The sequence below is a fragment of the Ignisphaera sp. genome, assembly GCA_038735125.1.
GTDB lineage: Archaea > Thermoproteota > Thermoprotei_A > Sulfolobales > Ignisphaeraceae > Ignisphaera.
Genome location: JAVYNU010000001.1, coordinates 294120 through 315723 on the forward strand (window position 1 = coordinate 294120; position 21604 = coordinate 315723).

The 21604-nt window shown below is 39.4% G+C and carries 22 protein-coding genes and 1 tRNA gene; 2 read left to right on the top strand and 21 right to left on the bottom strand.

Annotated elements, in window-relative coordinates:
• Positions 1-7 precede the first annotated feature (7 nt).
• From QW284_01670 to QW284_01720, 11 genes are all read right to left on the bottom strand, one after another.
• Positions 8-1351: a proton-conducting transporter membrane subunit gene (locus QW284_01670; protein ID MEM0338384.1), complete on the bottom strand. Its 1344-nt coding sequence runs from the start codon at positions 1349-1351 to the stop codon at positions 8-10.
• The gene (locus QW284_01675) at positions 1348-3036 is read right to left on the bottom strand and encodes a proton-conducting transporter membrane subunit (GenBank protein MEM0338385.1); all 1689 of its coding nucleotides are present in this window, start codon (positions 3034-3036) and stop codon (positions 1348-1350) included. The genes QW284_01670 and QW284_01675 overlap by 4 nt, the downstream gene beginning before the upstream one ends.
• A 3-nt stretch (positions 3037-3039) precedes the next feature.
• Positions 3040-3327: a hypothetical protein gene (locus QW284_01680; GenBank protein MEM0338386.1), complete on the bottom strand. Its 288-nt coding sequence runs from the start codon at positions 3325-3327 to the stop codon at positions 3040-3042.
• Positions 3324-3770 (bottom strand): hypothetical protein, encoded by a 447-nt coding sequence (locus QW284_01685; GenBank protein ID MEM0338387.1) that lies wholly within the window; start codon positions 3768-3770, stop codon positions 3324-3326. Before QW284_01685 ends, QW284_01680 begins: the two co-directional genes overlap by 4 nt.
• Positions 3764-4120, bottom strand: coding sequence for a 4Fe-4S binding protein (locus tag QW284_01690; GenBank protein ID MEM0338388.1), 357 nt, complete (start codon positions 4118-4120; stop codon positions 3764-3766). Before QW284_01690 ends, QW284_01685 begins: the two co-directional genes overlap by 7 nt.
• The gene (locus tag QW284_01695) at positions 4120-5070 is read right to left on the bottom strand and encodes a complex I subunit 1 family protein (protein ID MEM0338389.1); all 951 of its coding nucleotides are present in this window, start codon (positions 5068-5070) and stop codon (positions 4120-4122) included. Before QW284_01695 ends, QW284_01690 begins: the two co-directional genes overlap by 1 nt.
• A 15-nt stretch (positions 5071-5085) precedes the next feature.
• On the bottom strand, positions 5086-6717 hold the full coding sequence (locus QW284_01700) for an NADH-quinone oxidoreductase subunit C (GenBank protein ID MEM0338390.1): 1632 nt from the start codon (positions 6715-6717) through the stop codon (positions 5086-5088).
• Positions 6692-7177 carry an NADH-quinone oxidoreductase subunit B family protein gene (locus tag QW284_01705; GenBank protein ID MEM0338391.1) on the bottom strand — a complete coding sequence of 162 codons (486 nt, stop codon included), beginning with the start codon at positions 7175-7177 and terminating at the stop codon, positions 6692-6694. The genes QW284_01700 and QW284_01705 overlap by 26 nt, the downstream gene beginning before the upstream one ends.
• A gap of 2 nt (positions 7178-7179) precedes the next feature.
• On the bottom strand, positions 7180-7446 hold the full coding sequence (locus tag QW284_01710) for a hypothetical protein (protein MEM0338392.1): 267 nt from the start codon (positions 7444-7446) through the stop codon (positions 7180-7182).
• A gap of 870 nt (positions 7447-8316) precedes the next feature.
• Positions 8317-8392, bottom strand: a tRNA-Gly gene (locus QW284_01715).
• 29 nt (positions 8393-8421) lie between these two features.
• On the bottom strand, positions 8422-9129 hold the full coding sequence (locus QW284_01720; protein MEM0338393.1) for a flavodoxin family protein: 708 nt from the start codon (positions 9127-9129) through the stop codon (positions 8422-8424).
• A 286-nt stretch (positions 9130-9415) separates the two neighbouring features.
• Between QW284_01720 and QW284_01725 the strand changes: the two genes are divergently transcribed.
• Positions 9416-10084 (top strand): hypothetical protein, encoded by a 669-nt coding sequence (locus tag QW284_01725; protein ID MEM0338394.1) that lies wholly within the window; start codon positions 9416-9418, stop codon positions 10082-10084.
• A gap of 53 nt (positions 10085-10137) precedes the next feature.
• On the opposite strand, the gene QW284_01730 is transcribed toward QW284_01725, so the two are convergent.
• From QW284_01730 to QW284_01770, 9 genes are all read right to left on the bottom strand, one after another.
• Complete coding sequence (locus tag QW284_01730) at positions 10138-11124, bottom strand: serine protease (GenBank protein ID MEM0338395.1); 987 nt, start codon at positions 11122-11124, stop codon at positions 10138-10140.
• A gap of 171 nt (positions 11125-11295) precedes the next feature.
• A complete protein-coding gene (locus QW284_01735) occupies positions 11296-11586 on the bottom strand; it encodes an acylphosphatase (protein MEM0338396.1) in 291 nt (96 codons plus the stop codon).
• A 164-nt stretch (positions 11587-11750) separates the two neighbouring features.
• Positions 11751-12698, bottom strand: coding sequence for a trypsin-like peptidase domain-containing protein (locus QW284_01740; protein ID MEM0338397.1), 948 nt, complete (start codon positions 12696-12698; stop codon positions 11751-11753).
• 18 nt (positions 12699-12716) lie between these two features.
• Positions 12717-13403 carry a triose-phosphate isomerase gene (tpiA, locus tag QW284_01745; GenBank protein ID MEM0338398.1) on the bottom strand — a complete coding sequence of 229 codons (687 nt, stop codon included), beginning with the start codon at positions 13401-13403 and terminating at the stop codon, positions 12717-12719.
• Between the two features lie 72 nt (positions 13404-13475).
• Positions 13476-14633: a fructose-1,6-bisphosphate aldolase/phosphatase gene (gene fbp / locus QW284_01750; protein ID MEM0338399.1), complete on the bottom strand. Its 1158-nt coding sequence runs from the start codon at positions 14631-14633 to the stop codon at positions 13476-13478.
• A gap of 135 nt (positions 14634-14768) precedes the next feature.
• On the bottom strand, positions 14769-16577 hold the full coding sequence (locus QW284_01755; protein ID MEM0338400.1) for a ribosome biogenesis/translation initiation ATPase RLI: 1809 nt from the start codon (positions 16575-16577) through the stop codon (positions 14769-14771).
• Between the two features lie 248 nt (positions 16578-16825).
• Positions 16826-17371, bottom strand: coding sequence for a hypothetical protein (locus QW284_01760; protein MEM0338401.1), 546 nt, complete (start codon positions 17369-17371; stop codon positions 16826-16828).
• Positions 17372-17384: 13 nt separating this feature from the next.
• The gene (locus tag QW284_01765) at positions 17385-17633 is read right to left on the bottom strand and encodes a hypothetical protein (protein MEM0338402.1); all 249 of its coding nucleotides are present in this window, start codon (positions 17631-17633) and stop codon (positions 17385-17387) included.
• A 72-nt stretch (positions 17634-17705) separates the two neighbouring features.
• Positions 17706-17927 carry a 30S ribosomal protein S17e gene (locus QW284_01770; GenBank protein ID MEM0338403.1) on the bottom strand — a complete coding sequence of 74 codons (222 nt, stop codon included), beginning with the start codon at positions 17925-17927 and terminating at the stop codon, positions 17706-17708.
• Positions 17928-18121: 194 nt separating this feature from the next.
• Between QW284_01770 and thsB the strand changes: the two genes are divergently transcribed.
• Entirely contained in the window at positions 18122-19783 is a 1662-nt protein-coding gene (gene thsB / locus QW284_01775; GenBank protein ID MEM0338404.1) for a thermosome subunit beta, read from the top strand.
• A gap of 1 nt (position 19784) precedes the next feature.
• Here the strand turns inward: thsB and QW284_01780 are convergent, their stop codons facing one another.
• On the bottom strand, positions 19785-21371 hold the full coding sequence (locus tag QW284_01780; GenBank protein MEM0338405.1) for an ATP-binding protein: 1587 nt from the start codon (positions 21369-21371) through the stop codon (positions 19785-19787).
• Positions 21372-21604: the final 233 nt, after the last annotated feature.

The following is a 21604-nucleotide window of genomic DNA, read 5'->3' on the forward strand; positions in this document are numbered from 1 at the left end:
CAGCTGTTTAGAAGAAGTATGAAATGATGTAGCTCTGCAACATGAAGAGTATTATAGATGCTGATGATGTTGTTGCAAGTAGTAGTAGTGCTGCTTTCGGGTTTTGAACACTCATTCTATCTCCATCGCTCTCCGATTTTTTGACGCACGAGTATATTATTTTGAAGGCGTACCCCGTGGACACTACGATGACGATGAAAAATAGTGCAGCGTAGAGATGAAAGATGCTACCCAATGCAAAAATTTTTAGGAAGATGAATAGCTCTGACCAGAATGTTAGGAATGGGGGTAGCCCCAGAAGCCCTAGAGAAGATGCTACTATAACATATCTTGCAAGACTATTGTTCCACATGTAAGCATATCCAACCTCGCGGATTTGCATCATTTCCAGCATTGTATATGCTATTAGGAAGACAGGTACTTTTGATAGAGCATGTGCCAGAATGTGAAGAGCTCCATAGTCAACAACATTGTTTGCAAATGCCAAGACAAGGTAGTTCATGTGCGCCACAGTGCTGTAGGCTAGCAGTCTCCTGAAATCGCTTTGGAACAGCGAGGCTAGCGAACCTATAAAAGCTGTTAGAATAGAGAGGGCTGAGACCATGTTTCGAATGAGCTCGCCACCATTATACGCAAAAAGCCCGGCAACATAGGTTGCAACTGGTGTTACCGCCCCCATATGCATTATTGCTAACGTTGAAAGCATTGACACGTCGGCGTCGGGCACCCAGAAGTAGAATGGAAACACAGCCGCTTCTGTCAGAAAACCTATGACAATGAACATTTTCGATGGAACAGAGGCCCTACTCAAGATTGCTGTAATCGATGTCGAGCCGCATTCAGCTACACTTAGAACAATTCCTATCAAAGCTATTAGAGAGCCTATAACACACACCAGAACATACTTCATTGTTGCCTCATATTCTTCTCTTGTGTGGCGAATATTCAAAGCCGCTATAGTTGTGTAACCCAGCCCCTCCCAATAGATGAACAGCTTAATAATGTCGTTAACCTGGGTTGTTGCTGCAAGCACTACCAGCATTGTAAGAGAATTGAACAGGATGAGAAGCATTGAAATAAGAACCTTCCTAGGAGTGTAGATATACCTTCTAATGGATATTATATAGCCTTCTGAAATAAGCGATACAAGCGCTGAAACAACCCCCACAAACCCAGTTAAACCACGGATGCTAAGAGCTATTGCCATCTGCACTAATGTAGTGGCAACAGCTATGTATATTGGGATGAAGTCGTATCTTCTCCCAAGCCTTTTCAAAACTATTGTTGCCAATGCCATTAGGGTTACTGAGGATAGTGTTACCAGTATTAAGAGCTGCTCATAGGAGATCATAGTATATGCACCAAAATAGCCAGGATCATAACAACTAAAACAAAGATTAGTAGATAGAGTAAGAAGTTAGAGGGCTTGCCTGTATGGAGAGAGGAGGCCAATACAGCAAAATTCTTGTAGAAAACTTTTCCCAACGCCATATAGGCCTTGTCCAAATAGAGTGAAGACTCTATGAAATCTCTGAGCTTCCCCCAAGGACTCTCAGCTATTAGGGTAGTTGGAGCCTTATATAAATATAGAATTGGTGTCAGCATTCCTATCAACGTTGAAATTAAAAGAATTGCATTGATGCTATATATATCACTTGCAGCAACACAAATGCTACAGATATTGGCTATTGGCAGAGGCAGCGACAAAACAATTACTAATAAAGTAGCTATCGGTATTGTCATACACCAGTCAATTCTATGCTCAAAAGCCTTTTCCGGTTTGCCGTAAAAGAATGTTATTATTGCTGCTCTCATAATAAATAAAGCCAGCATGAAAGATGCAATCGAGGAAACAGCTAACGCAACTGTATGTGAAGCCATGCCTGCCAAACCCTCTAATATATGCTCTTTGACAAAGCCTGCGAAAAGAGGTGGTATGCCTGCAGCGCTTAACGTGCCAATAACAAATGTTATTGCCTCAAATTTGAAGTTCTGGTGGTATAATCCGTGAACTATTCTCATATCTCTTGAATGCGCTGAATGCTCAACCACACCAGCTGTATAGAATAGCATTGCCTTGAAGGTTGCATGACTAATGAAATACAGAACTGCTAGCGCATAGTTCTTTTGGATTATGGCTAGAAACATTATCGATATGCTTGAAACTGTGCTGTAAGCCAAAACCCTTTTGATATCGTATGCTACTAGCCCTGCTAAAGAGGCTAAAAACAATGTTGCTAGCAAAGCTATGAAGAGAAGGTTTGTAGCTATTGTATCAGCTGTTATAGCGTTGGAGAAGCGCAGAACCAGATAAACCCCTGCCTTAACTAATGTTGCTGCATGCAGAAGTGCGCTTACGGGGGTTGGACCCTCCATGGCGTCTGGCAACCATGTATGTAAGGGGAATTGAGCTGATTTTCCTATAGCAGACAAAACTATGGCTATAGATACAAATGATGGTATAATGCTTGACTCTAACTGTGAAATAGATGTTATTCCCTGCATTAATGCACATGCCACAGCAATAGCCAAGCCAATGTCGCTCACACGCGTCATTACAAATGCTTTTACCCCTGCAATCCTAGCTTCTTCCTTCCACCACCAATAGGCAATCAAGAGCGCGCTGCAAAGGCCTATAAGCTCCCAATGCATAAAGAGGTACAAGATATTATCTGTTAATACAAGATTGGTCATGGAGCCTATGAACAATATGAATAGAGAATAGTATCTTACATAGTCTCTCTCGCTATGCATATAGCCTATGCTATACAATGTTGATAGAAATCCAATTAGATTGACTATTAAAGCAAAAATCTTTGATATTGCATCGACTCTAAACGGCACTCCTACAATTGTTAGAATGGTGTTGTTATTGACAACGATTTGCAGTAGTACTGAGGCTAAGAAAGAGATGAGTGTCGAGGCTATGGATATTAGCTCAACCAACTTCCTCTTACTAACACCAAACAACAGTATTAATGCCACGCCTATGAAGTTTGTGAATAGAGTTAGAGACAATATCAATTCTCCAACCATAAGCTACCCCCTCATCGAGCTTAGCTCATCTATATTCTCAATCTTGAATCTCCTTGCAAGAGATATCATAAAAGAAATGAGCGCTGCCTCGCCTCCCCCAAACAAAGAGGTCAATACTATGATTATCCATTGCACAGTTTCCAAGTTGCTAAGCAAAACTGCGGCAAGAAGTATAATCGACAATTCTATGGATAGAAAACCGATTAATATCTTCATCATGTTTTTCCATTGAATTATTGCAACCACACCCGCAAAAAACAATATTAAACTTGGTACAAGAGCTTCCATCACCTGCCCTCACCCATGAGAGTTATTATAGCAACATTTATGCTGACAAAAAACAGTATTACTGCGAGAAAGTCTTGGATAGGCACCTTTAGAACAACACTAGCTTTTCCGCCGAGTTGAGTTTGTAGACCAAAGCCACTGATAACAGCAAGAGAACAAGCAACGCTAATTATGGTTAATACAGCAATTTTTATGGCATTGCTACGCCAATTTATGCTACTAGGTTGTGGTAGCACAAATGTGGCTAGATACATTAGAGCTACAATAATACCAGAAAACATGAATATCACGATCAAGCCTACATACACTGCTACGTAAATGCCTATTGAGGCGCCGATTAGAAGGCTCCCTACAAAGATCTCTAATACGCATCTCCAAGCCTTTACATCTAGCAAGGCCAAGACAATCATTATCGCTCCAGCGAAACTAAGCAGAACCTCTAGCATTTTGACCCCGGCCTCAATATGACTAGTTCTCTCCTCATTTCAATAGCATTAAACTGGCAAACTTGTGCACATAAACCACAGTATATACATTTGAAGTAATTGAACTCTGGTCTTCTAACTGGCAATGTCCTGCCACCAACATTCTTCTCACCGACAATCTTCATTGTTATGGCATTGCTAGGGCAGTTCATAGCGCATAGTGAACAACCAGTGCATTTCTCTGGTATTAATACGGGGTATCCTCTGCTATATGGGCTAAAAACACCTTTTTCTACCTCTGCCAGAGGCTCTGTAGATGGTTTTGAAAAAAGGCTCTTCACAACTTCCTTCAACATTGTCAACTGTGCCATTATATCAGCCCAACACCTTTCAATATGAACAGTATAAAGGCTTGGATAACAAGCATTACTATACCTCTTTCCCAAAGCCTCTGGGGCATAAAAACTTCTCTGACTCTAACAGCCATGCCCTGCAATATTACAAGCAGTACCAATACAATAATCATCTTAGCAATAAAGTATATTGGATATAGCCAGGGAAAATCATAGGCCATAGGGCCTTGCCCACCCCCCAGAAACGCTGTTGTTATTAAAGCAATACCATACACCATTTCCAGATCCTTGCCCAGCTGTATGAAGGCTAGTCTTCTACAACAGTATTCGGTCATCCAGCCAGCAGCTATCTCCTGCTTCGCATGAGGTAGATCAAATGGCGGTTTCTCTAGCTTTGCAAGAAGCGCTATCAGCGCTACAACAAAGCCTAGGGGCTGCACTAATAGTGTTGGGTACCGAGACTGTGCTTTAACTACGTCAGACATTGATAGTGTGTTGCATTGCATAAACGGTAGAGCCAGGGTTATTAACAGAAGCGATTCATACATTGCATACTGTGTAACAAGCCTTCCTGTACCGACAACTGTAAATGATGTTTGGATAGATAATCCCATTAGAGTTTGTGCTACCGCCGACAATGCAAAGGTTAGTGGCACTATGATGAAATCCTCATTGAAGCTGTAAGGAGATGGCGAAACAAATAAAGGTATAAAGAATAGACCAACTACTGAGCTCAGCACATAGAGAATAATAGAAAAGTCGGCTAGATAAATATTCATACCTTCAATCTCGGTCTCCTCTTTTAGAAGCAATTTTGCAAAATCATAAAATGGCTGTAAAATGCCTTTAAACCCTGTTAACAACGGGCCTACACGCCACTGGATTCTGGCAATAAGTTTTCTTTCAATCCATTCGAAAATTAGGGCCAAAACTATGAACACAATTAAAAAGATTAGCGTAAGAACCACTACAAACGTTTTTACTCACCTAGCTCTTCTACTTTCCTTTCTCAACTTGTTAAAATCGACAAAAAATACATTATTGCGATTCTTATCAACGACGAGAACCCTGTCCATGCAGCTAAAGCATGGGTCAATAGATGTTATGATTACTGGCACATCTGATAACGTATAGCCCTTCAATATATCAGCTGCTAGAAGAATATTTGCTAGCGTAGGTGTCCTTATCTTAACTCTGTGAGGATTTCTAGAGTTTGCCGCCTTAACGTAATAAAATAGTTCTCCCCTTGGTGCCTCCGTCCTAGCCACCACCTCTCCTTCTTTAACTACCCCACTGACAAGAGTTTTTGGAACTGGATTCTCATTCCTAGGCATTTTCTCGATGCACTGCCTTATTATGTTAATAGACTCTAGCACCTCTTTAATTCTCACCATAGTCACATTGAATACATCGCCACCCTTACCTGTAACCACATTAAAATCTATCTCGTCATAGACTCCATAAGGTTCAACCTTCCTCATGTCATAGGGGACTCCAGTAGCTCTTATTATTGGCCCAACAGCTCCCAGTCTAATGGCATGCTCAGCATTATACATTCCAATACCTTTGATCCTTTCTACCAGTGGCTCATACGACATTATCTCATCTATGAGCTTCTTATAATCTTTCTCAAATTCCGCTATAGTCTTTGCAACTGTATTCAGTTTTTCATCAGATACATCCTTTCTCACACCACCAAACGCTATAAATGATTTGTGGACCCTATTACCTGTCAAAAGGTCGAGTAGCGACATTATCTTTTCTCTTAACCTCCAGATCCACATGAACATGCTTTCAAATCCAGTCCAATAGCCTAAGAGACCTATCCACAACACATGACTGTGAATCCTCTCAAGCTCTGCTATTACGGTTCTTAGATACTCAGCTTTTTTACTTGGCTTAACATTCAGAAGCTCTTCAACAGCTAATGTAAATATCCATGAGTGTATAAAGCTGCAAATACCGCAAATTCTTTCAACTAGGAATAGATCCTGCAGAAAGGTCCTACCCTCAGCAATTTTCTCTATACCCCTGTGCACATGACCTATCTTCGGAATTACATCAACGATTGTCTCCCCTTCCAGTACAAGAATAAATCTCTCAGGCTCTTTTAATGCTGGGTGGTATGGGCCAAAAGGTAAGAGGATAACCGACTCAGCACTATACCTAGATGAGCCAGTAACATAAATCTGTGGCTCTCCCAACATGCAACCTGCTACAACCTTCTCCAAATCTTCTTGTTTCACATTCCTAAGCAACGGATGTGCATTATTGGGGAAGCAATCTGGTAGCAAAACTCTTTTCCCAGTGAATGGGTTTCCATCAAATGTCACGCCGAAGAGTTCAGAAACCTCCTGTTCATATATGGAGGCTGCTGGAGCCACTGAGGCTATGGATGGTAGAGTCTTCTTGTCCTCGGGTATTCTAGTTGAAATATTTTTTAATGCACCTCTGAAATCGCTGAAGGTGTATATAAGCTCTATGCTCTTCTCTTTTTCATCATGCACAGCAGTTACTGAGATTAGATGTGGATAACTCGACAGCGTCTTGCTGGCAACCTCTACAATGCTGTGGGGCTCTGTATATGCCTTATCCTCTATTCTGCTCCTCCCCACAACCACCACCAGCTACCTTTATCTCCCCTTTGTATATAGCCTCCAAAGCCCTGAAAATCTCTTTTGGATTTGGAGGGCACCCAGGTACACAAATGGTGACTGGGATAACCTTTTCAACACCGCCCAAAACTGTGTATCCACCAGAAAATATGCCCCCACTGCATGCACAAGTTCCAATAGCGATAACATACTTCGGCTCTGGCATCTGATCATATATGAGTTTTAGGGATTTCGCTACCTGTAGTGTTACCGGACCTGTGACAACAAGAACATCTGCGTGCTTGGGAGAGGCAACTAGCTTAGCCCCCAAACGCTCAACATCATATAACGGTGTTAACGCTGCAACAAACTCTATATCACATCCGTTACAGCCCCCACTATTAAAATGGAAAATCCATGGACTCTTCCTAACAAGCCTTCTATCAAATGACTCATGTTCACTTCTTTGCCCATCTGCCATAGTCACACACCTTCAATTGATAGTATAGCAAGCAAAACATAGATTACAAAACCTAGCAAGAATGAAAACAGAGCATAATGAGAAAACCCTGTAAACAGAAATATCGTTACAATACATTCAATGGATAAAAGCAAAGGCAAAACCACTACAATACTCGTTACATACCTATAGAAGTGCTCCGGAATTATAAGCCCACCCTCAAAAGGCTTAACAAAATTGATTTTAGATCTACATCCAGAGCCTTTGACACATCTAATTAGTATTGGCAAATAAAATAAAGCAACAACAAAAACCACTAAAGAGGTAATGGCATAAAATATGCCTGATATCAAACCTGTTGCCCTCTTAGCTAAAGAGACCTGCGTACACTATATAAGATTTTTGTCTTGTTTTTGATACCTAGTTATACTCAGTTATACTGAGCCTTAATTGTAATAGCAAATTAGAAACATAAAAACACAAATTGTTTCAGAATAGAATAGATGTAATCGAATTCAAGCGATCTCTACCATACAGTGTTCAAGATAGGTAGCATGAATGTTCTAAAACACCAATATGCCGGGTTTTCTCAGCTGAAAAATTTAGGTGATATTCCTCTTGTTTGCAGCTGATGAAGCCAACATACATATCTATACAGTTGATATAACCACTAAAAGGTGGCTGCGTTGACCCCATTGCACCAGCTAAGCCATATGGCTTTGGAGGCTCTGCTATTGCATGGGCTATGACTAGTTATAAAGTGGTAGAAAGTAATGGTAGGTAAAGAAATGGTTGGTGCCAGCATTCCCATGGTTTGCATAGAATCAATTAAATATTATGATTCTTCAGCAAGGAGAAGAACCTTCTATTTCCAATACCAGAGCCGTGGATTACCAGCTTAGTTGTCGCTGAAATAGCACTAATAGTTTTCTATTATGTGGCCAAGGATGCAACTCATCTAGCATTAATAATAATATTGTGTTAAAACCTTATGTAGCTAATCTCCCATAGGCTTCAGGAAGAGACCTTGAAAACTTTAAAGCACAATATTTCTATGATCAGTCTCTAACGATATACCCGTCAATGATCCCTACTATAGGCCTGAAAAGCTTGGTTCTGCCAAGAATTTCCCCATATAGGCTAAACGCAGAAGAGAAGAATGCGGCGGCCGGGATTTGAACCCGGGATCTCCGGCTTGGAAGGCCGGCGTCCTAGACCAGGCTAGACGACCGCCGCCTTTTGTTAATAATAAAATGATTGGATTTTTAAGTGTTTGTGGTTTGTTTTTGTTTTTTGAATTCGTTTGCTACATTGGTGAAGGTTTCGATGACCTTTCTTTGGTATTCTTGGTCAATCCTATACCAATATACTGGTTTTTCAAGACCTTTCAATGCCTTAATTAGTAGTACCACACCCCTGATAACGTTAGCTACATCAAGTAGGAAGCTTTTGTTTTCTATTGGATCTTCTTCAGATTCGTGGTATGCCAGAGCCCATGGCGGGATTGCAACACCCATACTATTTAGAATCGTCATTAAATTTTGTATCACAGCTAAGGCGCCTGTGTCATTGCCTACAGCTATAAACCCAGCTACTTTCCCCTCTAACCTGCTTCTGCCTTCGATGAATATAGCATTTTCGAAAACTGTTAGCCTGTCGATGAAGTTCTTCAGTGGTCCTGGTACATTGTACCAGTATACTGGGGTCACAAATATCATTCCATCGACTTGCTCAACCACACTATAGAGTTTTTTCATATCATCTTCGTATACACATGGTAGTTTGCATAGCATGACATCATCTGAGACACAGCCCTTGCAAGGCTTAATATCATAGTCATAAACATCGATTTTAATAGCATCAACACTTTCAATTTCTATAGCTATTCTCCTCGCAGCTTCAGCCACTAGCCTAGCATTTCCATATTTTCTTGGCGATGCACTCACAATTAAGATTGAGATGGTTGAGCCCATGGATGATAACACCTCAACATGGTTTGACCATTCCATTGAATATTACATTTCAAGACTATGCCAATGCTGATACAACTTATTACTCACTCAAAAACGATAAGATAGAAATTATAAGCTTTAATCAATCTAATTAAAGGCTGTTTCGAATAATACCAATATCGTCTATGCATCGAATCAGCAAATACTATTGCTATAAATACTGCTTTTGATAGCAGAAAAGTTTTTTATGAGTCTAATACTATTTTGACTTTTGACTACAGTATCGATTAAGCTGAGGGTTAGCAATATGGCGTTAGAGGATTGGAGAACATATAAAAAGGCTGAGACAGAAATAAAGAAAGGTCTAACAGATGAGATACATGAATTTCTAACAAAAGTTTTCAATATATATGTTGTTAAATTTAGCCCCGATGTGTTTAAGTATCTAGAGAGTTTGAGGGATAAGCTAATTTCTCTAACTACACGTTTTGAGAATGATAAGTACGCTGATTTTTGCGATTCTTTTTCCAAAGTCTATAAAACAATTCTATTCGATAAGAATATTGATTCTGGAAGCAAGAAAATGATTGAAGAACTTGCTCAAAAAACAAACAACTTCTTTAATTCAAAGGGTTTGCAACTATGTGTGAAAGAATTGAAGTATTATAAGCTAAGAATTAAGACCTTGTTCAATAGCAAAAACCTTGATAGCGCCACTATCAGTATAGAGTCAGAGGGGCGGGTAGTAGCATCGACGAAAACAGATGAAAATGGTTTCGCAGAGGTTGAGATACCAGAAGGAAAATATGCTATTTATGTCTATAAAGATCTTGGAGAAGGGAAATACGTCTACGAGGAGAAGACCATTTCAGTTCCACAAGAAACAGAGATAATATTTGATGTTAAGGAGGTAAAAAGCAGATCAGAAATTGAGAGAGAGCGTGGCGGTAAACCTCTTATAAAGGAGGTTACCTAATCAGGGAAATGCTTCTACAATCCAATAGCAATTGGCATTATTTGCAGAGCAGATTAGGTGATTAGCATGTTGACATCTATTACACACTGTTTTATGAATCCATTATTCGGAGACTTGAATTGTAGATAAATAGCTGAATTGTTTATCACAGCTGATGCCACTATATTGCGAAGATCTTCTATAGAATTGATCTTTACATTATTGGCCTCTATCAAAATATCGCCAATATTCACTTGACATATATCCACTAGCTTTTTGTTTAGGATATCAACTACTATTACCCCATTCTCAGCTTTAAGATTCTTTAGCAAGCTAGTTGACTGCAAAAGTTTTAGCCCAAGTTTAACGGTAACTACCTTACCAAATTTCTTGAACATAAGCAGATCTCTTAAAATTCTCGTAGAAGGTGTCGCTAAAGAAAGCTCGTTGAATAGAATAGATCTTGAGATCACCATGCCAGCAACTTTTCCATAGATATCAACTATAGGTGCGCCACTCATTCCAGGAAGTATAGGCATATTCAACAGCATTAGCCCCTCAATTTCAGTGCCATCAACTGATGCCTTAACATCCAATCCACTAACAAAGCCATATGTTATAAAATGTCTGAGAAGCCCATAAGCAAACCCTGTTGATAAGACAATGGAGCCTATATCCGCTATCGAATCTCTTACATTTAGTGGCCTACCATTTTTTTCTACAGCCAAGAAGACAATGTCATTATCTTCATCATCTGCAACTATAGAAGCCTTCGAAAAATCGCCATCAAATGTTAGTATGCATAGATTATCTCTATTGCCAAATTTCTTAATAACATGATAAGCTGATAAAATGATATCCCTATCCACATAGAAGCCTGTTGCTACTGATCCATCAAAGTCGTAATTCGCCTGGCCATTAATACAAGCATCTTTGCCAACCATGACTATTACTATAGACTCTAGTATAGAATGAATAACCGCCTTAATACTATCTTCCAAACTCTTTAAAGAAATATGCGAAAATGTGATAGCATCATTTATAGGTTTGATCCTAGGCAATTTGACCCCCTTCACTATACCCACTATATTGCCTCTTAGCACTGGAATAATATATCAAGACCGCCCCTCAACAACAATATCTATGAACGACAACAAAGCAAATCTAGATTTGGGCGAACAATATGTAACAAATTATTTGACTCGACTTATAGACGTGATTAAATAACTTTGTCATTCATAGTCTTTTTCAATAATATCAATATCTTCATGCCGAGGGCTACACGAATCAATGGAAAAAACATCAATACTATTTATAATAACATATGGCATTTCATTTTTTATTTCATCAATAATTTCATTGATATCCATACGATCAGCATTCTCAACGCATACAAGGATCTCATCTGAATCTATATCCTCTATAAAGCCATGCAACTTTTTTATACGCATTTTTTCATATAGAAGCCCCTTTAATCCAAACCCTCTTATGAAGCCCTTGATAAGAATGAAATATGAGCCCATATTGTTCCCCACCCTTACATTAATTAAATTTTAATATTGACTTTTGGCACATAAAATGTATTGATACGATTTTTCATATCTTTAATAAAAAGCTTTCACCAATAAATTTTATTCTAGAAAACACATCCACCGTAACATTGATGGAAAGCTAGTTAATACATTATTCAAAGTTCTTCAATCATGATGGGCACCTCCAACTTGATTGCTGATCTTCCTCTATACAACTCCAATTCTACATAGCCTTTGCCGATACTCTCTTCTATCGCAACCCTAAGATCCTTTACACTCTTTACATTTTTCCCATTTGCTTTCACTATTACATCACCTTCTCTTATTCTTGCTCTATAAGCAGGTGACCCGGGGACTACACGTACAACCACAACACCTTCTGGAACTGGTAGTGATAGAACCGATGCTGTTGTCGGATTTAGTGGCGCTACATAGACTCCTATCCAAACTCTGACAGGCCTTCCAAACCTTCTAAGCATCTCTAGAAACCTCCTTACAGAGTTTATGGGGATTGCGAATCCTATTCCCTGGGCATATGGTATTATAGCTGTTGTCACACCTATAGCTTGTCCCTCAACATTTATCAAAGGCCCTCCACTGTTGCCAGGATTTATTGCTGCATCAGTTTGTATAAGATCCTCTAGTATTATGTCCTCGCCAACAATTGTTCTTCCAGTAGCACTAACAACCCCCAGAGTTACTGATGGCCCTGGGAGGCCAAGTGGAGAACCTATTGCTAGTACAAGCTCGCCAACCTTAACAGTATCTGAGTCCCCCAGTTCAATTGGTTTAACACTTCTATGCACTCTTAGCAATGCTAGGTCTCTTTGGGGGTCCACTGCTAATACTGTGGCCTCTTCTGATGACCCATCATGGTATAGCACATTAACGCTTGAAGCATTTCTAACAACATGCGCATTTGTAATAATGTATCCAGGCTCTATGGCAAATCCTGACCCAAAGCCTGTGAATGGTCTATAACCAAACAAGGTAAAGAGATGCGGTATCTCAGTTATTATTGTTACAACAGACTCTCTAATATCCTCTATCAGTTTAGATATATCTGAGCTGATTCTAGCTAAATAAGACGTCGGTAACCCCATAACAATATTTAGAAAAAGTTATTTTTTAAAAGTTTTTGCGGCAGCCGCAACCATATCATTTATTACTTTTTCAGGATTTGGAGCCTTCATTATTGCAGAGGCTACCAATACGCCTGCTGTTCCAAGTTTAATCGCAGCTTCAACATCCTCTGCAGTTGATATACCTGCACCAGTAAGGATAATAACATCCTTGTTTACTTCGCGAACCCTCTGCACAGTGTTTGTTATAACCTCTGGCTTTGCCTTCGAAACAGCTATTCCTGTCCCTATCAATTCTGGCGGCTCAACAGCTAACGCCACAGGCTTTATTGCTGCAACAGCAGCCGCTGCAATTGGTGTGTCAGCACAGACAAGAGTTTCAAGACCATGTTTCCTTGCAGCCTCAACGATGGCCACAATCTCGTCTAGTCTAATTCTATGCTCGCTGTGATTGATGAGAACGCCCTTAACATTCATTTCTTTTAGAGCCGCTACAGGCAACCACCCAGTATAAGCACCAAATTCGTATGGATCTGCATGCTGCGCAAAGACTGGTATTGAAACCTCTGAAGCAATTCTTCTAAGCTCTGTGGCTGGTGGAATAACTATAACCTCTACACCATATTCCTTTGCAGCTTTCTCTGCAGCTTTAGCAATCTCCAATGCCTTTTGGCCAAAAGCTGTATTGTATGCCTTAAAATTAATTGCTAGTACAGGTGTTCTCAAAGCGTTTCCACCATTTGATTGCGAACCCAAAGCGATTGGGGTAGATTAAAAAAGTAATTCATTATTATGTTTTTATTCGTGGAGCAGCTCGGTCTTGACCTTTGGTCCTTTGACTTCGTATAGTTTCGACTCTACAAATCTGTTCTGGAGCTTCTGCAGAACAGCAGGTAGTGTTGTGTACTCCATTTCTTCTGGCCCTAGCCTGTGTGGCATGAATGGTCCGTGTCTTCTCATATAATCTGCTATTACTTGTGCCGTTCTCCTCGCCTCATCGAATGCAGGATCGTCGAATAGATCGGCTGGGCCTATCAGACGACCGTTCTTAACCTGGAATCCTAGTGCAACTACTCTTGGTGGTCCATCGAATCTTGTGCACCTAGCATTTCTTTGGGATACTGGCATTAGCGGCCCGAAGTGACTTCCTCTCATCCACCCAGCTACTAGGTGTGGGAATGCGAAAGGCTCTAGAACCTCGCCAACTGCTGGGAAGCCTGACTGGGCTCTTACAATCGCAACTGGATCATCTTTTCCTACATATTGTCCGGCAATCAGGTTTAGTCTCTCAACAGCTACAACAGCTGCAATCTCATTATCTGATTTTCTATAGACTCTTCTAACAACAAATCTCCCTGGGGTGCCTATCAATGCTAGTAAATCATACATTTCTTCAGGAGAATTCATTATAACGTATTTCCCAGCCATAACATCGTATACTTCAAATTTGAAGCCATCATGAAGTTTCGGATCTATTACAAGACCTGCTGTTGTAAATGGATCTGCAAATATTCTGAATAGTGGTAGGTTGAATGCACCTGGCTCTGTCTTGTCAGCCATGAAGATAACTATGGGTTCTGCAGGCCTCTCAACAAACTCCATCTCAGCTGCAGCAGGACCCAAACCTCTTACATTGCCTGAGAAAGCATCTGTTAACAGGTCTTGGCCTGCAGCATATAGCCCAAGTTCTTTAGCCACTTTTGCCGCTTCTTTAAAAGCGTTCCATGCTGTTTCATGGATCTCGGAAGCGTCAACACCTTTTCTATGAGACATTATCAACTCTAGGTCGTCGCCTACATGAGTTACGTAGTAATCAATTAATATGCCTTTGCTCTTTGCCTCGGCAAGAACCTTTGCAGCTGCCGCCATTGTATCAGGGTGAACCACGTGGTGGCCTGCCAACGATCCTATATCTGCCTTTATTACCGATATCGTTGTTTTCTGTTTTTCACTCAACTTATGCCCACCATAACTCATGGTTCCAGATAAATATGGTTTTACTCAAATATAAACTTGTTTAACATGTTTTTTATATTTGAGTGAAAACAGTGAACTATGTGATAATTAAAATAACCGCATTGCACCATAAAATTATGTTGTGTAGAAATATTGCCCAAGAGCTTTCTGCTCTCTATCTAGGTAACTACCAGGCTTATTAATTCTGGGTCTACCTGTTTCCGGATCCCTTCTAACAGTTATACCAACTTCCTTTAAGAATGTGTTAAAAGCTCTTGAAACAGCCGATGGTGCCATACCCGAGCCTCTGACCCCAGGCTCCCCTGTAAAAACCATCAATCTATCAACGGCGTAGTCTATCAAAAGAATATTGTGGTCTATTACAAACACCGGCGCCTTTCTAATCCTTGCAACTCTTTTAATTGCCCTTGCAACTGATAGCTGATCCTCAACATCTATATGCGAGGAGGGTTCGTCTAGTAAATAAACATCAGCTTCACTTATCAGTGTTCTTGCTATGTAGAATTTCTGTAACTCACCACCACTTAAGCTCTCAATCTCTTTCTTCAGTATTCTATCCACACCAATTCTTTTAATCACCTCGATATATAGCCAGTTGCCTTCTTCAAGTGCATTTTTATTAATCTCTTTCAGACACTCCTCAACTATTACACAATTGCTTTCCTTTCTGCTAAGGTATTGGGGCTTGTAGCTGATCTTAAGAGCTGGTGATGTGACGTAACCTTTGTCAGGCTCCAATTCGCCGGCTAAGATTCTAATGAAAGTTGTTTTTCCTATTGCATTAGGGCCTATTATCCCTATAACCTCTCCTTTCTTAACTTTGCCCTCTTCGACAGAAAGCTCGAAACTTCCTAGTTTTTTGTATAAGTGGCTCCAGAAGATTATATCGCTTTCATCAATTATTGAAATATCCTCTCTTGTGTCATGTAGTCTAAACGTTATTTGCTCATCTCTAATCCTCATGTTCTCAGCCGGGAGAAAACCCTTTAAATAATAATCTATGCCAGCCTTTGCAGGATAAGTCTTTGAGAAATATCCAAAAACAGCAGGAATTCCATACACAATCACTATGAGATCTGCAACATAATCTAAGAACATAATATCATGATCGACAACAAAGATGTAGGAGCCCTTTGGTTTTAACTCTGTTAAAGCCCTAAGCAGATTTATTCGCTCCCTAATATCTAGAAAAGCCGTTGGTTCATCAAATATATACGCATTAGCATCCCTCTCAAGAGCTATTGCAACCGCAAATTTCTGTAACTCACCACCGCTAAGCGTTTTCACTTCTTTTGATAACATATTTCCTAGCCTTAGATGATCTACAACATCCTTTAATATTCCTCTTTCATCGAATTTTCGCAACAATTCATATACTGTACCGTGCCTCACATAGGACTGGATAGCCTCGACATACTGAACCTTGTGCACCACCTTGATCTTTCCACCATACAACTTGCTGAAATAGTCATAGAATTGCGTACCCTTGAACTTCTCTAAAACACGGTCCTTCGAAGGCTCTCCATTTAATATTCCAAAATTCGGGATTAGAAAACCAGATAAAATTCTCATTGCGGTTGTTTTACCAGCGCCATTAGGTCCTAACACACCTACAATTTCATTCTCTACAGGTAGTGGTAGACCGTATAAACTAAACGCGTTTGTGCCATATCTATGAACTATTCTTTCCTCTATTTCAGTTGGTAGATTAACTATGTGTATAGCTTTGAATGGACATTTCCTAACACAAATCCCGCAAGCTATGCACTTGTCCTCATATATTATAGGCTTTCCTTGTTTTTCGGGACTAAGCTCAATTGCTTTATATGGCCTCGTTTTATTGATAGGGCAAAAGCGTATACAGGGAATACCACACTTATTTGGCTGACACAATTCATAATCTATTGTAGCAATTCTCTTCACTGTATTTCACCTTTTTAAAAAATACAATTATTTTGTTAAATTTCATTGTTTTATGCACTTACGTTTTTAACTATTCTAATCTACTACCACTCTTCCTCTTCCCACTCTTCCTCTTCTTCCCACCATTCTTCCTCTTCTTCTTCCCATTCCTCTTCGAACATCATGACGCAAACACCTCAAGCATTCATAGGATAGTGAGTATATAAAAGCATTTCTCTAACATTTGTCTCAACCGCATCAATTCAAACCTATAATATAAAAACATCTGAAGTGCCGGAAACTCCTAGCAACATTAACTCGTTGCAGATATTGTTATTACTCCAGTAGTTAAACAGATAACTTGTTATAGAACAGCATTTCTCGGTAAGAGTTTCATTCTTTGCATTCTCCGCAACAATAGGGTGAGCAGCAATGCATCCTAATGCCTCAATTTTGCGCAACACATCTTCTCTCATTTTCATTATAACTGTGCTCTCCAATGTTTTAACATTTACATGTACTAGCGTTACGTAGTGGGCTTGGTTTTTACATAAATTTTCATTTAACAGCTTTATCACTGTTTTTATTTGCCTATTCCCCACAAGTCTGATAAGAGTCTCTATATCCTGTCTTTTTGCAATATTCTCTTCGTGCTCAAACGCCTTCATAGCCTTTGCAAACGCTATTATAATACTTTCTATGGGGAAGCAACAATTTTTAATTGAGATACATTCGAAACTTTTCTCATCAAAGTATTTCTTCAATATTTCACATAAGCCGTCACACGGATTCTCATGCAGTATCGCAAAGTACAATTTGTTGCAGCACCTACCCCCCATGGGTTATGGGAATGAAAACAATTTCATCAGAGTCCTCAACTTCAACATCTTTATATGGATCACCAAAGACTCTAATATCAATTCCATTAATCAGAACAAGAAACTCTCCTTCATTAACATGTCCTTCAGGATTTAAAAGTCTATTTAAATTAGGATACGCATCTAATACTAATTGAAAGAATTTCCTCAATTCCACTTTATCATTGAGTTTAAATTCTACTGTTGAAGCCCCCACCATATTCTTTATATGGCCAACAAAAACTAATTTTGTTATCTCGAATTCACCCTTAAAGACACTTTACAATTACTTTTATGAAGGAGATTCTTGGGCTTGTTCTTGCCTGCGTTTTTCCACCTTTATCAGGTGTGTTATATAGCCTGCAATTTGGTTCCTAAGCTTTTTAGAAGAGGTGTTAACCAATTTCTTTACTACCTCTTTATTGTGTTGGAAATCCTCTCCAAATTCGTTGCTGTACTGTTGAAGTAGTTTACGAGCTGTTCTCTTAATTACGCTGATTCTAACCTTTCCCATTAAGGATACCTTTGAGACTTTCTTCTGGCTAGTGATAACAGATTTTACACAATCTTTTAAGTCTTAGTATTCATGAAACTCATGGTTTCCAGACTTTGATGTTTTCTTGGCTTCAGATCTGTGAGATGACAGCATAAAAGCTTATATAGAACCTCTTTTATACACTAACCATAGCTCTCATAGAGGTGTGATTCATGGCGACAGCCCAACCTGTATACGAACCTACTGGAATACCAGTCATTATATTAAAGGAAGGAACTTCGCGTAGTGCTGGAAAAGATGCTCTAAGAGCTAACATGATGGCTGCTCTAACAATATCTGAAATGCTAAAGACAACCTATGGACCTAAGGGCATGGATAAGATGCTTGTAGATGCACTAGGTGATGTAACCATAACAAATGATGGAGCAACAATACTAGACAAAATGGATGTTCAACACCCTGCAGCTAAAATGCTTGTCCAAATAGCTAAGGGACAAGATGAAGAAGCTGGTGATGGTACTAAAACGGCCGTGATATTCGCAGGAGAGTTATTGAGAAGGGCTGAGGAGTTACTAGACAAGGGATTGCATCCAACCACAATAGTGTCTGGCTACAAAAGGGCCTTGGACTATGCCATACAAATCGCACAAAACATTGCCGAGTCCGTCAACGTAGAATCTGCTGATGCTGACGAGATTCTAAGAAAAGTAGCACTATCTGCATTGACTAGCAAAGCAGTACACGGTGCTAGAGAGCATATCGCAGATCTTGTTGTAAAAGCTGTTAAGCAAGTTGCTGAAAAGAGAGCAGATAGATGGTATGTTGATTTAGACAATATTCAAATAATAAAGAAGAAAGGTGCTGGACTAATAGACAGTATGCTTGTTTATGGTGTTGTTTTGGATAAGGAGGTTGTCCACCCTGCTATGCCTAGGAGGGTTGAGAATGCTAAGATTGCTTTGCTTGATGCACCACTAGAGATAGAAAAACCAGAAATTGATGCGGAAATAAGAATTAGCGATCCACTGCAAATGAGGAAATTCTTAGAAGAAAAAGAGAATATTCTAAGAGATATGGTTGAGAAGATTTCTGCTGTTGGTGCTAATGTTGTTATTTGTCAGAAGGGTATTGATGATGTTGCTCAGCATTATCTGGCTAAGAAGGGTATTATGGCTGTTAGAAGGGTTAAGAGAAGTGACATGGAGAAACTGGAGAGGGCAACTGGCGGAAGAATTGTAAGCAATATCGAGGACTTGACAGAAAAGGATCTTGGAGTATGTGCTGTTGTAGAAGAGAGAAAGGTTGGCGAAGACAAAATGGTATTTGTTGAAAACTGTAAGAACCCAAGAGCAGTTTCAATAGTTCTTAGAGCAGGCCTAGAAAGATTGGTTGACGAGGCAGAGAGAAGCGTTAGAGATGCTTTAAGCGCAGTTGCAGATGTATATAGAGTTCCAAAGGTGGTTTATGGAGCAGGCGCATTTGAAATAGAATTAGCTAAATATGTCAGAGACTATGCCAATAAGGTAGGTGGTAAGGAGGGTCTAGCTGTAGAGGCGTTTGCAAGAGCATTGGAAGGCGTAGTAGAGACTCTTATAACAAACGCTGGTCTAGACCCTGTTGACATGTTAATGAGGTTGAGAGCCGAGCACATGAAAGCTGATGGCAAGTGGATAGGTGTTGATGTCTTCACAGGAAAGCTCGTTGATGCTAGGTCGCTAGGTGTTATTGAACCTCTGCTCGTAAAAATATCAGCTCTAAAAGCTGGTACAGAAGCTGCTACACTAATACTCAGAATAGATGATGTTATAGCCGCTGCTAGGAGAAAAGAAGAGGAGAAGAAGGGAGAAGGAGAGAAGAAAGAAGAGGAGAAGTAAACTAATCAGATAACAAACCGATTTTTACCAAAATAGGTTCTGGAAGCTCAGGTACTAAAACAAGCGCTTCACCGGGTTGTAGTGAAGGGATTATCTTTTTGTATTCTTTTTTTAGAATAGACAAACCCAATAAAACTTTTATGTCCATTGAAGATTTCATTGTATGAATTATCCTCGTGTTTGTGTTTCTTAACACAACTGATGATAATAATGATGGTGATTGTGTAACAACAACAAATCCCATTTCCCATTTTCTAACCTCAGCAATGAGATTCGATATAGGATTGTCTTTAGTAAATATGTTATGAGCCTCGTCAACTATCATTAGCAATGGTTTTTCAATCTCATTGTATTGAGCTTTTAGCGATGCTGTTTTTATTGATATCGATGCTAAGATTTTCTTTACCCTAGTACTAGGTATTTGCGATAAATCAAATATGGTTATTTTACCTTTTCCGATGCCTACCTCCTTTAGGTTCCTCCACTTTATATTTAGATAGTCGCTTGATAAAACCTTTAGTTTTCTAATTAGAGCCTCCCTAGATTCAGCAACCCATCTAGCTGAAACTGAAGTGTTTTGTATAATGTCTACCAGCAAATCAATATCATACATGTTCATCGATTTTCTATTCAATAGAGTCTTCATAGCCTCTTCCAGTATGTGAACTTGTGGTGGTGTTAATTCGAGAGCATTTTCGAGTATCTCTATAAATGCTAAAGGTTCATATTCCATGATGCTCCTCAAATTGAGAAACGTGGGTATTGTTCCTTCAACTGGATTAGAATATTCAATACCTGTGAAATTATTTAGTAGTGAGGAGTATTCGCCGTGCCAATCAATAACAAAGACTAGATAGCCGTTCCTAGCAGCTTCACGCGCAATAATTGATGCTGTTGTTGATTTTCCGCTTCCAGTTGCCCCAACAATTATTATATGTTTTGCTATATGATCTGTTTTCAATTTTGCTACTATATTTGTTGAATAGACTAGGCCAAGTTTTATTATACCATCTTCAAATATCTTTGACAGGTATTCATATTTACTAGGCTCTATACTAGGATAGCCCCATTCAAAAGATAGTGGATGTTCAAGTGGAAGATCGTTTTCCATGTTATTTGAGCTAAATTTCTTTAGGAAGGTGTTTAATAGCCATTTGAATGGATTTTCATGCAAATGCCCATCTATGCATTCCTTCAAAATCTTTATTGCATTACTAGGATTTTCAATACTACAATATATACTGTTGTTAGATAAATTTTCGACTATGGAGCACATTACCTCAGCTTCTCTGCCAACATCCTCTTTTTCGCTAGATAATATCAGTACATGGGTAGAAACCTTAGCCGAATCCAAACAGCTTAACAATATATATCGCTTATCATACTCTATAACTCTATTAACCAGCGATTCCAGCAGTTTAATTCCAGTGCTTTTTACATGCCCTTGTTCGACAACCTCACCCCTGTTAACAAATTTTAATGTTACAACAAGACCATAGATATTTGTGTTAGGATAGAGTCCTATGCGTAGTACCTCCTTATCATATTTTTCAAAGTAAATCACAAGATTTTTACGACTCAGTTCCACATCCAATAAAAGCCCCCAAATTATATAAACACATAAATAAGGTGTTTTTCAAAAATACCTTTCATCTATTACCTATAGATCTCGCTAAATCTATAACCCAAGCTACATACTTCGCTTAGGAAAAATCTCTGTACAATGCATGTGGCTACGGTTCTTGTCAGACTTTGGCAGGTATATAGAAGTCTATCGAGCTTTAGATTGCAAATATTGTTCCTAACTTCAATTTATAAAAC

Excerpts from the sequence above, each read along its gene's own strand:
- QW284_01670 (MEM0338384.1), bottom strand. The coding sequence starts at position 1,351 with ATGATCTCCTATGAGCAGCTCTTAATACTGGTAACACTATCCTCAGTA.
- QW284_01675 (MEM0338385.1), bottom strand. The coding sequence starts at position 3,036 with ATGGTTGGAGAATTGATATTGTCTCTAACTCTATTCACAAACTTCATA.
- QW284_01685 (MEM0338387.1), bottom strand. The coding sequence starts at position 3,770 with ATGCTAGAGGTTCTGCTTAGTTTCGCTGGAGCGATAATGATTGTCTTG.
- QW284_01690 (MEM0338388.1), bottom strand. The coding sequence starts at position 4,120 with ATGGCACAGTTGACAATGTTGAAGGAAGTTGTGAAGAGCCTTTTTTCA.
- QW284_01705 (MEM0338391.1), bottom strand. The coding sequence starts at position 7,177 with ATGGCAGATGGGCAAAGAAGTGAACATGAGTCATTTGATAGAAGGCTT.
- QW284_01720 (MEM0338393.1), bottom strand. The coding sequence starts at position 9,129 with ATGGGCTCAACCATCTCAATCTTAATTGTGAGTGCATCGCCAAGAAAA.
- QW284_01725 (MEM0338394.1), top strand. The coding sequence starts at position 9,416 with ATGGCGTTAGAGGATTGGAGAACATATAAAAAGGCTGAGACAGAAATA.
- QW284_01735 (MEM0338396.1), bottom strand. The coding sequence starts at position 11,586 with ATGGGCTCATATTTCATTCTTATCAAGGGCTTCATAAGAGGGTTTGGA.
- QW284_01740 (MEM0338397.1), bottom strand. The coding sequence starts at position 12,698 with ATGGGGTTACCGACGTCTTATTTAGCTAGAATCAGCTCAGATATATCT.
- QW284_01765 (MEM0338402.1), bottom strand. The coding sequence starts at position 17,633 with ATGGTGGGGGCTTCAACAGTAGAATTTAAACTCAATGATAAAGTGGAA.
- QW284_01770 (MEM0338403.1), bottom strand. The coding sequence starts at position 17,927 with ATGGGAAAGGTTAGAATCAGCGTAATTAAGAGAACAGCTCGTAAACTA.
- thsB (MEM0338404.1), top strand. The coding sequence starts at position 18,122 with ATGGCGACAGCCCAACCTGTATACGAACCTACTGGAATACCAGTCATT.